12 protein-coding genes and 1 tRNA gene are annotated in these 13114 nt (G+C 64.6%); 11 read left to right on the top strand and 2 right to left on the bottom strand.

From position 1 onward, the window contains the following. Both prfA and hemA read right to left on the bottom strand, forming a co-directional pair. Complete coding sequence (gene prfA / locus ACI2KK_RS00135) at positions 1-1083, bottom strand: peptide chain release factor 1 (RefSeq protein WP_186662811.1); 1083 nt, start codon at positions 1081-1083, stop codon at positions 1-3. Continuing rightward, positions 1080-2357: a glutamyl-tRNA reductase gene (hemA, locus tag ACI2KK_RS00130; protein ID WP_217886513.1), complete on the bottom strand. Its 1278-nt coding sequence runs from the start codon at positions 2355-2357 to the stop codon at positions 1080-1082. The genes prfA and hemA overlap by 4 nt, the downstream gene beginning before the upstream one ends. A gap of 316 nt (positions 2358-2673) precedes the next feature. Between hemA and ACI2KK_RS00125 the strand changes: the two genes are divergently transcribed. The 11 genes from ACI2KK_RS00125 (at position 2674) to ACI2KK_RS00075 (ending at position 13103) form a co-directional block, all read left to right on the top strand. Further along, positions 2674-4392, top strand: coding sequence for a tetratricopeptide repeat protein (locus tag ACI2KK_RS00125; protein WP_217840348.1), 1719 nt, complete (start codon positions 2674-2676; stop codon positions 4390-4392). Between the two features lie 3 nt (positions 4393-4395). After that, positions 4396-5013: a lipoprotein insertase outer membrane protein LolB gene (gene lolB, locus ACI2KK_RS00120; protein WP_369988132.1), complete on the top strand. Its 618-nt coding sequence runs from the start codon at positions 4396-4398 to the stop codon at positions 5011-5013. 4 nt (positions 5014-5017) lie between these two features. Next, positions 5018-5878: a 4-(cytidine 5'-diphospho)-2-C-methyl-D-erythritol kinase gene (gene ispE, locus ACI2KK_RS00115; protein ID WP_404667434.1), complete on the top strand. Its 861-nt coding sequence runs from the start codon at positions 5018-5020 to the stop codon at positions 5876-5878. A 20-nt stretch (positions 5879-5898) separates the two neighbouring features. Continuing rightward, positions 5899-5973 (top strand) — tRNA-Gln (locus tag ACI2KK_RS00110). Positions 5974-6018: 45 nt separating this feature from the next. Next, on the top strand, positions 6019-6960 hold the full coding sequence (locus ACI2KK_RS00105; RefSeq protein WP_404667433.1) for a ribose-phosphate pyrophosphokinase: 942 nt from the start codon (positions 6019-6021) through the stop codon (positions 6958-6960). Positions 6961-7080: 120 nt separating this feature from the next. Further along, the gene (locus ACI2KK_RS00100) at positions 7081-7674 is read left to right on the top strand and encodes a 50S ribosomal protein L25/general stress protein Ctc (RefSeq protein ID WP_404667432.1); all 594 of its coding nucleotides are present in this window, start codon (positions 7081-7083) and stop codon (positions 7672-7674) included. Between the two features lie 79 nt (positions 7675-7753). Beyond that, positions 7754-8338, top strand: a complete 585-nt coding sequence (pth, locus tag ACI2KK_RS00095) for an aminoacyl-tRNA hydrolase (RefSeq protein WP_404667431.1) — start codon at positions 7754-7756, stop codon at positions 8336-8338. A gap of 23 nt (positions 8339-8361) precedes the next feature. Beyond that, positions 8362-9462, top strand: a complete 1101-nt coding sequence (ychF, locus tag ACI2KK_RS00090) for a redox-regulated ATPase YchF (protein WP_095115861.1) — start codon at positions 8362-8364, stop codon at positions 9460-9462. Positions 9463-9685: 223 nt separating this feature from the next. Further along, complete coding sequence (locus ACI2KK_RS00085) at positions 9686-10864, top strand: MFS transporter (RefSeq protein WP_404667430.1); 1179 nt, start codon at positions 9686-9688, stop codon at positions 10862-10864. Positions 10865-11127: 263 nt separating this feature from the next. After that, complete coding sequence (locus tag ACI2KK_RS00080; protein WP_217886521.1) at positions 11128-11517, top strand: nuclear transport factor 2 family protein; 390 nt, start codon at positions 11128-11130, stop codon at positions 11515-11517. An 86-nt stretch (positions 11518-11603) separates the two neighbouring features. After that, positions 11604-13103: a purine-cytosine permease family protein gene (locus tag ACI2KK_RS00075; RefSeq protein WP_404667429.1), complete on the top strand. Its 1500-nt coding sequence runs from the start codon at positions 11604-11606 to the stop codon at positions 13101-13103. Positions 13104-13114: the final 11 nt, after the last annotated feature.

The following is a 13114-nucleotide window of genomic DNA, read 5'->3' as shown; positions in this document are numbered from 1 at the left end:
TCAGTCCCCCAGGGCGGCCAGCTGATCGGCCTGGTATTCGGCCAGCAGCGGCTCGATCACTGCATCCACGCCACCGGCGAGGATGTCGTCTAGGGAGTAGAGCGTGAGGTTGATGCGGTGGTCGGTGACCCGACCCTGCGGGTAGTTGTAGGTACGGATGCGCTCGGAGCGGTCGCCCGAGCCCACCAGCAGCTTGCGCTCGCTGGCAATGGCGTTCTGCGCGGCGCTGGTCTGCATGTCGTTGAGCTTGGCCGACAGCCAGGACATGGCGCGGGCACGGTTCTTGTGCTGCGAACGCTCTTCCTGGCACTCCACCACGATGCCGGTGGGCAAGTGGGTGATGCGGATCGCCGAGTCGGTCTTGTTGACGTGCTGGCCGCCGGCGCCGGAGGCGCGGTAGGTGTCCACCCGCAGGTCGGCCGGGTTGATCTCGATGGCCACCTGCTCGTCGGGCTCGGGCAGTACCGCCACGGTGCACGCCGAGGTGTGGATACGGCCTTGCGACTCGGTCTCGGGCACGCGCTGCACGCGGTGCGCGCCCGACTCGAACTTGAGCTTGCCGTACACGCTGTCGCCCTCGACCCGGGCGATGATCTCTTTGTAGCCGCCGTGCTCGCCCTCGTTCTCGGAGAGAATTTCCAGGCGCCAGCCGCGTTTTTCGGCGTAGCGCGAGTACATGCGGAACAGGTCGCCGGAGAAGATCGCCGCCTCGTCGCCACCGGTGCCGGCACGGATTTCGAGGAACACGTTGCGCCCGTCGTTGGGGTCCTTGGGCAGCAGCATGCGCTGCAGCTGCGACTCCAGGCCCACCAGTTGCTCCTTGGCCTCGCGCACTTCTTCCACGGCCATTTCGCGCAGGTCAGGGTCGGCGTCCTTGAGCAGCGCCTGGGCGCCCTCCAGGTCGTCCTGCACCTTGCGCCACTCTTTATAGGCGCCGATCACCGGCTCGACTTCGGCGTACTCGCGGGAGTAGGCGCGAAAGCGCGTCTGGTCGGAAATGACTTCGGCATCACCGAGCAGGGCGGTGAGTTCCTCGAAGCGGTCCTGGAGCGTGTCCAGTTTGTTCAGCAGCGACGCTTTCATTGCGGGGGTTTGTCCGTCGAGCCCTCGTTGAGGGCAAAGAGTTCCTGGGCCATGGCCAGCGCATCGAGGCGGCCTTCGGCAGAGAGCTTTTTCAGCTGCACGCTGGGGGCGTGCAAAAGCTTGTTGGTCAGGCCCCGGGCCAGCTGCATCAGCACGTCTTCGGGGTTGGAGCCGTTGCCCAGCAAGCGCAGGGCCTTTTGCAGTTCTTCGTCACGCAGCCGCTCGCTTTGCTGGCGGTAGGCCTTGAGCACATCCACCGCGGCCAGCTCGCGCAGGCGCACCATGAAGTCGTCGGCGCCGACCGACACCAGCTCTTCGGCCGCCTGGGCCGCGCCCTGGCGGCTCTTGAGGTTCTCGGCCACTACTTCGTGGAGGTCGTCGACGGTGTACAGGTATACGTCGTCAAGCTCCCCTACCTGCGGCTCGATATCCCGCGGCACGGCGATGTCGACCATGAAGATCGGCTTGTGCCGGCGCTGTTTCAGCGCACTTTCCACCGCGCCCTTGCCCAGAATCGGCAGTTGGCTGGCGGTGGAGCTGATGACGATGTCGCTGTTGGCCAGCTCCTGGGGGATATCCGATAGCAGCACGGCGTGGGCGCCGAACTGCTCGGCAAGAATGCTCGCCCGCTCCAGCGTGCGGTTGGCCACGACGATGCGGCGTACGCCCTGCTCGTGCAGGTGGCGGGCCACCAGGGTGATGGTTTCGCCAGCGCCGATCAACAGCGCCTGGCTGCGGCCCAGGTCGGAGAAAATCTGCCGGGCCAGGCTCACTGCGGCAAAGGCCACCGACACCGGGTTCTCGCCGATGGCGGTATCGGTACGCACCTGCTTGGCGGCGCTGAAGGTAGCCTGGAACAGCCGCCCGAGCAGCGGCCCGACGGTGCCGGCCTCGCGCGCCACGGCGTAGGCCGACTTCATCTGGCCGAGAATCTGCGGCTCGCCCAGCACCAGCGAGTCCAGGCCCGAGGCCACGCGCATCATGTGCTTGACCGCATCGTGCTCCTCGTGGACGTAGGCGCTGGCGCGCAGTTCGTCCAGGCTCAGCCGGTGATAGTCGGCCAGCCATTGCAGCACGGCATCGGCGGACAGGTGGTCCTGCTCTATATAAAGCTCGCTGCGGTTGCAGGTGGACAGGATCGCAGCCTCGCGGCTGGCGGTCAGTCGGCAGAGCTGCTGCAGGGCGTCGACCAGCTGCTCTGGGGTAAACGCCACGCGCTCGCGTACGTCTACCGAGGCAGTCTTATGGTTGATACCAAGTGCAAGAAAGGCCATGCAAGGTCGCTGGTTGGGACGTGAAGCCGATAATTGTCCTACTTCGCAGGTTCCAGAACAACCACCGTTCGCTATTGTGCTGCCATGACGCAATTATCTGTAGGAGCCGGCTTGCCGGCGATGGGGCCCGAGCAGGCAGTGGATGGCACCGGCACGGCCGCTGATCGCCGGCAAGCCGGCTCCTACAGGGACCATGATCGGAACCTCCCCCACCCCGCCATGGTCGCAGTTAACCGGACGTTGCGCGGGTGGGTTTGCCACGGCGCTTGTGTCATCATGCTCCGACCGCCGGTTGAGCCTCTTTATTAAGCCTCATATGAATAAATCCTACGCACTGCTGCTCGCCCTCGCCCTGCTTCAAGGCTGCCAGAGCCTGGCCCCGAAGACGGACGCCCAGTCGCCCGCCGACGCCGACAAGCAGGCGGAAAAACCGGTGGTGTACGGCTCGTTCAAGCAGGACACCCTGTACAGCCTGCTGGTGGCGGAGCTGGCCGGCCAGCGCAACCGCTTCGACATCGCCCTGGCCAACTACGCCGACCAGGCCGAAAAAACCCAGGACCCAGGGGTTTCCGAGCGCGCCTACCGCATCGCCGAGTACCTCGGCGCTGACGAGCCGGCTCTGGACAGCGCGCTGATCTGGGCCCGCAACGACCCGCAAAACCTCGATGCCCAGCGCGCCGCCGCCATTCAGCTGGCCCGCGCCGGGCGTTACGACGACTCCATGGTGTACATGGAGAAGGTTCTGCAGGGCCAGGGCGACACCCATTTCGACTTCCTCGCGCTGTCCGCCGCCGAAACCGACCAGAGCACCCGCGACGGCCTGATGCAGAGCTTCGACCGCCTGCTGGTGAAGTACCCCGACAACGGCCAGCTGGTGTTCGGCAAGGCGCTGCTGCTGAACCAGGACAACAAGCCCGAGCAGGCACTCGACCTGCTCGAGGCGCACCCGCCGCAAAACGGCGAGATCGCCCCGATTTTGCTGCGCGCCCGCCTGTTGCAGGCCATGGACCGCGGCCCGGAAGCCCTGCCGCTGCTGCGCGGCGCGATCCGCGACAACCCCGACGACAAGCGCCTGCGCCTGACCTATGCACGCACCTTGGTCGAGCAGGACCGCATCGATGACGCCAAGGCCGAGTTCGAAAGCCTGCTGCAGCAGTACCCCGAAGACGACGAAGTGCGCTACTCGCTGGCCCTGGTATGCATGGAAACCAAGCACTGGGACGAAGCCGAGGGCTACCTGCAGGAAATGGTCGAGCGCGACAGCAATGCCGACGCCGCCCACTTCAACCTCGGCCGCATCCGCGAAGAGCGTGGCCTGCCGGCTTCGGCCCTGCGTGAATACGCCCTGGTCGGTGCCGGCCCCGACTACCTGCCGGCGCAGCTGCGCCAGGCCGACATCCTCATCGCCAACGGCCGCAGCGCCGAGGCCTCGCGCCTGCTCGCCGAAGCCCGCGAGGCGCAGCCCGACTACGCCATCCAACTGTACCTGATCGAAGCCGAGAGCCTGGGCAACAACGCCAAGGAGGCCCAGGCCGACCAGGTGCTGCAACAGGCGATCAAGCGCTACCCCGACGACCTCAACCTGCTCTACACCCGCGCCATGCTCGCCGAAAAACGCGACGACCTGCCGGAAATGGAGAAGGACTTGCGCGCGATCATCGCCCGCGAGCCGGAAAACGCCATGGCCCTGAACGCCCTGGGCTACACCCTGGCCGACCGCACCACCCGCTACGCCGAGGCCAAGGCACTGATCGACAAGGCCCACCAGCTCACTCCGGACGACCCGGCGGTGCTCGACAGCCTGGGCTGGGTCAACTACCGCATGGGCAAGCTCGACGAAGCCGAGCGCCTGCTGCGCCAGGCCTTCGAGCGCTTCCCCGACCATGAAGTGGCCGCCCACCTGGGCGAAGTGCTGTGGGCCAACGGCAAACGCCGCGAAGCCCGCCAGTTCTGGGCCAAGGGCTTCGAAGCCCAGCCCGACAGCCCCATCCTGCGCAAGACCTTGCTGCGCCTGACCGGATCCGAGAGCCTGTAAACCATGTTGCTGCGCCATTGCATCACCCTCACCCTCATCGCCCTGCTGGCCGGCTGCGCCGGCTTCGGCAGCAAAGAAGCCGTGCGCGGCCAAGGCAACCCGCAACAGTGGCGCGAGCACAAGCAGCAGCTGAGCACCCTCGACGGCTGGCAGATCAACGGCAAGGTGGGCATTCGCGCACCGCGTGACTCGGGCAGCGGCACGCTGTTCTGGCTGCAGCGCCAGGACTACTACGACATTCGCCTGGCCGGCCCGCTGGGCCGCGGCGCCGCTCGCCTGACCGGCCGCCCCGGCGGCGTCACGCTCGAGGTGGCCAACCAGGGCCGTTATCAGGCCGAAAACCCTGAAGCGCTGCTAGAAGAACAGCTCGGCTGGCGCCTGCCGGTGTCGCACCTGGTGTGGTGGGTACGCGGCCTGCCGGCCCCCGACAGCAAAAGCCAACTGACCCTGGACGGCGACAGCCGCCTGGCCGCCCTGACCCAGGACGGCTGGCAGGTGGAATACCTCAGCTATACCGAGCAGAACGGCTACTGGCTGCCCGAGCGCCTGAAGCTGCACGGCGAGAACATCGACGTGACGCTGGTGGTGAAAGACTGGCAACCACGCCAGCTGGGGCACTGAAACCATGCAACAGCTGCTGCTCCCAGCCCCGGCCAAGCTCAACCTGTGGCTGCACATCACCGGCCGACGCCCGGACGGTTACCACGAGCTGGAAACCGTGTTCCAGTTTCTCGACCACGCTGACGAACTGGGTTTTGCCCTGCGTGACGACGGCCAGGTACGCCTGAACACCGAGATCGAAGGCGTGCCCCACGACAGCAACCTGATCGTGCGCGCCGCGCGCCTGCTGCAGCAGCAGTCCGGCACAACGCTTGGCGCCGACATCTGGCTGCACAAGGTGCTGCCCATGGGTGGCGGCATCGGCGGCGGCAGCTCCGACGCCGCCACCACCCTGCTGGCCCTGGCCCACCTGTGGCAGCTGGACTGGGATGAAGACCGCCTGGCCGCCCTGGGCCTGACCCTGGGCGCCGACGTGCCGGTGTTCGTGCGTGGCCACGCGGCGTTTGCCCAGGGCGTGGGCGAGCAACTGACCCCGGTCGACCCTGAAGAACCCTGGTACGTCGTGCTGGTGCCGCAAGTGTCTGTCAGCACAGCGGAAATTTTTTCGCATCCAGAGTTGACACGTGATTCCCTCCCCCTTAAGATGCGCCCCGTTCCCGAGGGAAACAGTCGAAATGACTGCCAACCGGTAGTAGAGCAGCGTTATCCAGAAGTTCGCAATGCGTTGAATTCACTGGGTAAATATACCGAAGCTCGAATGACCGGCACTGGAAGTTGTGTGTTTGGGGCCTTCCCAAGCAAAGCCGAAGCTGATAGAGTTCTGGCCCTTCTTTCAGAGACCCAAACAGGGTTTGTGGCGAAAGGAAGCAACGTTTCGATGTTGCATCGCAAGCTGCAGAGCCTGCTCAAGAAGTCGAGCGCATAAGCGTTCGCAGCAACAGATACAGGGGCGTCGCCAAGCGGTAAGGCAGCAGGTTTTGATCCTGCCATGCGTTGGTTCGAATCCAGCCGCCCCTGCCATTTCTTCTACTCATCCAGGTTACCCTCAGCCTTCAGGTACTGCGCGTGTCCAAGATGATGGTCTTCACGGGGAATGCCAACCCCGATCTGGCTCGGCGTGTCGTACGTCAGCTGCATATTCCACTGGGTGATGTGTCTGTCGGTAAATTCTCCGACGGCGAGATCAGTGCTGAAATCAACGAAAACGTTCGCGGTAAAGACGTCTTCATCATTCAGCCGACCTGTGCCCCAACCAACGACAACCTGATGGAACTGGTAGTGATGGCCGACGCCTTCCGCCGCTCCTCAGCGTCGCGAATCACCGCCGTGATTCCTTACTTCGGATACGCCCGCCAGGACCGCCGTCCGCGTTCGGCACGTGTAGCCATCAGCGCCAAAGTCGTCGCTGACATGCTCACTGTCGTGGGTATCGACCGTGTTCTCACCGTCGACCTGCACGCTGACCAGATCCAGGGCTTCTTCGATATCCCCGTCGACAACATCTACGGCTCGCCCGTACTGGTCGACGACATCGAAGACCAGCGTTTCGAGAACCTGATGATCGTCTCCCCGGACATCGGTGGTGTGGTGCGTGCTCGCGCCGTCGCCAAGTCTCTGGGCGTCGACCTGGGTATCATCGACAAACGCCGCGAAAAGGCCAATCACTCCGAAGTGATGCACATCATCGGTGATGTCGAAGGTCGCACCTGCATCCTGGTGGACGACATGGTCGACACCGCCGGCACCCTGTGCCACGCGGCCAAGGCCCTGAAAGAACACGGCGCTGCCAAGGTTTACGCCTACTGCACGCACCCTGTCCTGTCGGGCCGCGCGATCGAGAACATCGAGAAGTCGGTACTGGACGAGTTGGTGGTGACCAACACCATCCCGCTGTCCGCCGCTGCTCAAGCCTGTGACCGTATCCGCCAGCTGGATATCGCACCGGTTGTCGCTGAAGCGATGCGTCGCATCAGCAATGAAGAATCGATCAGCGCGATGTTCCGCTAAGCGGAACACGTGTTGATATGAAGCGCCCTGCCCCAACACCTGTTGGGGCGGGGCTTTTTTGCCATCCCCGTCTGGCGCTGGTCGCAAACGCCTTTCGGGAGGCTATTTTGGAGAAACAAAATGACTGACTTCATCCTGAACGCCCAAGCGCGTACTGACCTGGGGAAAGGTGCGAGCCGCCGCCTGCGTCACTCGCTGAACATCCCTGCCGTTGTTTACGGTGGCGATAAAGAAGCCCAATCCCTGACCATCGTGGCCAAGGAAATCGCCAAGCTGTTCGAAAACGAAGCTGCCTTCAGCCACGTGATCGAACTGAACGTCGACGGCGCCAAGCAAAACGTCGTGGTCAAGGCCATGCAGCGTCACCCGGCCAAAGGCTTCATCATGCACGCCGACTTCGTTCGCGTCGTTGCTGGCCAGAAACTGACCGCCAAGGTACCGGTTCACTTCGTCGGCGAAGAAGCCCCGGTCAAGAAAGGCGGCGAAATCTCGCACGTCGTTTCCGAGATCGAAGTTTCCTGCGAAGCCAAAGACCTGCCTGAGTTCATCGAAGTGGACCTGAGCAACGCTGAAATCGGCGCCATCATCCACCTGTCGGACCTGAAAGCTCCGAAAGGCGTAGAGTTCGTCGCTCTGGCCCACGGTGATGATAAAGCTGTTGCCAACGTTCACGCTCCACGCGTTGCACCAGAAGCAGAAGGCGCTGCCGAGTAATCCACTCGCACGCCGGCGTTGATCGGGTTACAGTGCCGCGCGCACCGTAACCCACCAACACCAAGGAAGAGCCCCTGACGTGACCGCCATCCAGTTGATCGTTGGCCTGGGTAACCCCGGCCCCGAATACGAACAGACCCGGCATAACGCAGGGGCTCTTTTCGTTGAACGCATTGCCAGTGCCCAGCGCGTATCGCTGTCTGCTGACAAAAAGTATTTCGGCCTGACGGCTAAATTCAGCCATCAAGGCAACGATGTTCGTCTGTTGATCCCCACCACCTACATGAACCGCAGCGGCCAGGCCGTGGCGGCATTGGCGAATTTCTTCCGGATCAAACCGGACGCCATTCTGGTGGCCCACGACGAACTCGACTTGCCTCCGGGCGTCGCCAAGCTCAAGAAGGGCGGCGGCCACGGCGGGCATAACGGCCTGCGCGACATCATCGCGCAGCTCGGCAACCAGAACGACTTCCACCGCCTGCGGCTTGGCATTGGCCACCCGGGCGACGCCAAACTGGTCTCCAACTTCGTCCTGGGCCGCGCGCCGCGCGCCGAGCAGGAGAAGCTCGACGCCAGCATCGATTTTGCCCTCGGCGTGCTGCCGGACGTGCTCGCTGGCGATTTCGCCAAGGCGATGCGCGAGCTGCACAGCCAGAAGGCCTGACAACTCTCTAAAGGGGAATTCCCATGGGTTTCAATTGCGGCATCGTCGGCCTGCCCAACGTCGGCAAGTCCACCCTGTTCAACGCCCTGACCAAGTCCGGCATCGCGGCGGAGAACTTCCCCTTCTGCACCATCGAGCCGAACAGCGGCATCGTGCCGATGCCCGACGCGCGCCTGGCAGCACTGGCCGAGATCGTCAAACCGAACCGCATCCTGCCGACCACCATGGAGTTCGTCGACATCGCAGGCCTGGTGGCCGGTGCGTCGAAAGGTGAAGGCCTGGGCAACAAGTTCCTCGCCAACATCCGCGAGACCGACGCCATCGCCCACGTGGTGCGCTGCTTCGAAGACGAGAACGTGATCCACGTTTCCAACAGCGTCGACCCCAAGCGTGACATCGAGATCATCGACCTCGAGCTGATCTTCGCCGACCTCGACAGCTGCGAGAAGCAACTGCAGAAGGTTGCCCGCAACGCCAAGGGCGGCGACAAGGAAGCCCTGGCGCAGAAGGCGATTCTGGAAAAGCTGATCCCGCACTTCACCGAAGGCAAGCCGGCGCGCAGCCTGATGAAGAACATGGCTGACGACGAGAAAGCCGTCATCCGTGGCTTCCACCTGCTGACCAGTAAGCCTGTGATGTACATCGCCAACGTGGCCGAAGACGGCTTCGACAACAACCCGCACCTGGACGTGGTCAAGGCCATCGCCGAAGAAGAAGGCGCGGTGGTGGTGCCGGTGTGCAACAAGATCGAAGCCGAAATCGCCGAGCTGGACGACGGCGAAGAGAAGGACATGTTCCTCGAGGCCCTGGGCCTGGAAGAGCCTGGCCTGAACCGCGTGATCCGCGCCGGCTACGAGCTGCTCAACCTGCAGACCTACTTCACCGCAGGCGTACAGGAAGTTCGCGCCTGGACCGTGCGCGTAGGTGCCACCGCACCACAGGCCGCCGGCGTGATCCACACCGACTTCGAAAAAGGCTTCATCCGCGCCGAAGTGGTGGCCTATGACGACTTCATCCAGTTCAAGGGTGAAAGCGGTGCCAAGGAAGCCGGTAAATGGCGCCTGGAAGGCAAGGACTACATCGTCAAGGACGGTGACGTGATGCACTTCCGCTTCAACGTCTAAGCGCAAGCGCTATGCAATCGCGGGGCAAGCCCGCTCCCACGCCGGTTCCTGACTTGGCGTGGGAGCGGGCTTGCCCCGCGATTTTTTGCTCAATACACTCCCCCTTGCTTGAACCCGGGATAACCGAAGCACTGCCTCGAAACCCGATGGACCTGACCTCGCCGGTCAGCCGTCGGGGCCAATGGGTCCGGACCACCGCCGGCCTGTTTATCGGAGGCAACACATGAACCCGCGTATCTGGCTGCTGGCCCTGGCGACCTTCGTCACCGGCATGGCCGAAAACATCACCGTTGGCATTCTCCCTGCCCTGGCCGATGGCCTTGACGTCCCCCTTGGCGTCGCCGGGCAACTGACCACGGTGTTCTCCTTAAGCTTCGCCCTCGCCGCGCCCTTCTCGCCCCTGCTTACCCGCCGCCTACCGCTGCGTCGACTGCTGTGCGCCGCACTGGCCGTGTTTGCCCTGTGCAACCTGCTGGCCGCCCTGGCGCCGGGCTATACCGCGCTGCTGCTGGCGCGCCTGGGCATGGCCGCCACCAGCGCCCTGACCTGCCTTGTGTGTACGCTGATGGCCACGCGCCTGGTGCCCGATACGCTGCGCGGGCGCGCCATCGGGGTGATTTTCATGGGTATCTGCAGCTCGCTGGTGCTGGGGGTGCCTGCCGGCATGCTGCTGTGCGACGTGCTCGGCTGGCGCGGGGTGTTCGTTGGCCTGAGCGCCTTGGCGGCACTGGTGCTGCTGATGACCTGGCGCGGCCTGCCGCAGCTACAGGGCAGCGAGCCGATTGCCCTGGCCAGCTACCTGCGCCACCTGCGCGATGGGCGGCTGGTGGCGGCGCAGCTGGTGTCGCTGCTGATGATTGCCGGGCACTTCACCGTGTTCGCTTATCTTGCGCCCTACGCCCAGCACATCGCCAAGGTACCGGCCGCCTGGCTGGCGGCGGTGTTTGCCGCGTTCGGCATTGCCGGTGTGGCGGGTGGTTACTTGGGAGGCTGGATGGCTGACCGCCTGGGCGCGGGCAAGGCCATCGTACTGGCGCCCCTGCTGTACCTGGCCAGCCTGCTGATGCTGCCGTTCTGCGCAAGCACGCCGTGGCTGTTCATTCCGGCGATGATGCTGTGGGGGGCGTTGAGCTGGACCACTTCTCCTGTGGTGCAGAGCTTTTTGGCCAGCCGTGGCAACGACACCTTCCCCGCCGGCATGAGCCTGAACCTGTCGGCAATGCACCTGGGGGTGGGCTTGGGCTCGGCCATTGGCGGGGCAGTGATCGGCGCGGCGTCGTTGGCCCACACGCCATGGGCCGGTGTTGCGTTGACCGTGTTGGCGGCGGGGTTTGCCGTGCGCTCGGTCAGAGGGCCCCATCGCCGGCAAGCCGGCTCCTACAGAGACCGCGTCCCCCTGTAGGAGCCGGCTTGCCGGCGATGGGGCCGGGCCTGGAAGCAGAGGGGCTGGGCGGGCATATTCCCGGCAGTTACTTGGTCGGTTACTTGGTCGGTCTGCCCCACAAAAGCCAAAGTCGCCTGCCAAGGCCTCGACAGGGGCAGACCCAAACAGCCCATTGGTTCACAAATTCCTGAACTGATTATTTGCCCCAGCCGATTTGTCCCCCCGCCCGCCGCCACCAGAATCGCTTCATCAACAATCACAATAACCGTGAGGCCACTCCCGTGGACCAGACACTCCAGGTACGGCAGGCCGCCGCCGACCTCGTAGCCGCCTTCGCCAGCAACGACACCGCCCGCTACTTCGCCTGTTTCAGCGAAGATGCCACCTTCCTTTTCCACACCTTGCCCCAGCCGCTGCTGTCGCGCCGTGCCTACGAAGAAGTCTGGGCCGGCTGGCAGGCCGAAGGCTTTGCCGTGCTCGGCTGCCAATCCAGCAACGTGCAGGTGAGCCTGCAAGGGGATGTGGCGATCTTCATGCACGACGTGGCTACCCGCATTCGCATCGCCGGTGAAGAACACGCGCTGAACGAGCGTGAGACCATCGTGTTCCGCCAGCACGGCGAACGCTGGCTGGCGTGCCACGAGCACCTGTCGGTCGTTTCACCCGCCTGACCCTTTGAAAGCGGCCTTGCCGCACTGCCATCGCACCCACAACAAGGCCTGCCACAGGCCGACAACACTCGCGCTGGAGCACCACCATGAGCCACTCGACCGGTATCGAGACCAATGGCGTCGAACAGATCCCCGACGATCAACGCGACGCCGCCCCGCTGGACCTGTTCCGCCTGATCTTCGGCGGTGCCAACACCTTCGCCACCGCCGTGCTCGGCAGCTTCCCGGTATTGTTCGGGCTGTCGTTCCAGGCCGGGGTCTGGGCGATCTTGCTGGGGGTCGGCGTGGGCGCGCTGATCCTCGCCCCCATGGGCCTGTTCGGTGCCCTCAACGGCACTAACAACGCCGTGTCGTCCGGCGCGCACTTCGGCGTGCACGGGCGCATCGTCGGCTCGTTCCTGTCGCTGCTGACGGCCGTGGCGTTCTTCTCGCTGTCGGTGTGGAGCTCGGGCGACGCCCTGGTGGGCGGCGCCAAGCGCCTGGCGGGCCTGCCGGAAACCGACCTGACCCTGGGCCTGGCCTACGGCCTGTTCGCGGTGCTGGTGCTGGTGGTGTGCATCTTTGGTTTCCGCTTCATGCTGTGGGTCAACAAGATTGCCGTGTGGGCCTCGAGCCTGCTGTTTCTGCTGGGCATCGTCGCCTTTGCCGGGCCGTTCGATGCGGGCTACGCCGGCAGCGTCAACCTGGGCCAGGCGGGCTTCTGGGCGGCCTTCGTCGGCGCGGCCATTCTGGCCATGAGCAACCCGGTGTCGTTCGGCGCCTTCCTCGGTGACTGGTCGCGCTACATCCCCCGCGCCACGCCCAAGCGCCGCATCATGCTGGCGGTGATCGCCGCGCAAACCGCCACGCTGATCCCGTTCCTGTTCGGCCTGTGCACCGCCACCCTGGTGGCCAGCCAGGCACCGGACTACATCGCCGCCAACAACTACGTGGGCGGGCTGCTGGCGATCTCGCCGGGCTGGTTCTTCCTGCCGGTGTGCCTGATTGCCGTGATCGGCGGCATGTCCACCGGCACCACGGCGCTGTATGGCACGGGCCTGGACATGTCCAGCGTGTTCCCGCGCCTGCTCAGCCGCGCCGCGGCCACGCTGCTGATCGGCGTGCTGGCCATCGGTTTCATCTTCGTCGGCCGCTTCACCTTCAACCTGGTGCAGAGCGTATCGACCTTCGCCGTGCTGATCATCACCTGCACCAGCCCCTGGATGGTGATCATGATTCTCGGCCTGATCACCCGCCGCGGCTTCTACCACGCCGACGACCTGCAGGTGTTCACCCGCGGCCAGCAGGGCGGCCATTACTGGTTCAACCACGGCTGGAACTGGCGCGGCATGGGGGCGTGGATCCCCAGCGCGGCGGTGGGCCTGTGCTTCGTCAACCTGCCGGGGCAGTTCGTCGGCCCGCTGGGCGAGCTGGCTGGCGGCATCGACCTGAGCCTGCCGGTGACCCTGGGCATCGCCTGCGTGCTGTACCTGATCTTGCTCAACCTGTTCCCTGAACCGGCTGGCGTGTATGGCCCCAAGGGCCCGCGCTGGGTGCGCTGCAAAAGCGTGCCGGTACAACCTGTGACCACTGCCGAAATGGCCTGACCGGAATTTGC

Source organism: Pseudomonas sp. NPDC089406 (assembly GCF_044900265.1).
GTDB classification, from domain to species: Bacteria; Pseudomonadota; Gammaproteobacteria; order Pseudomonadales; family Pseudomonadaceae; genus Aquipseudomonas; species Aquipseudomonas fakonensis.
The sequence above is the reverse complement of the archived record's forward strand: the minus strand, read 5'-3'. Positions and strand labels throughout refer to the sequence as shown.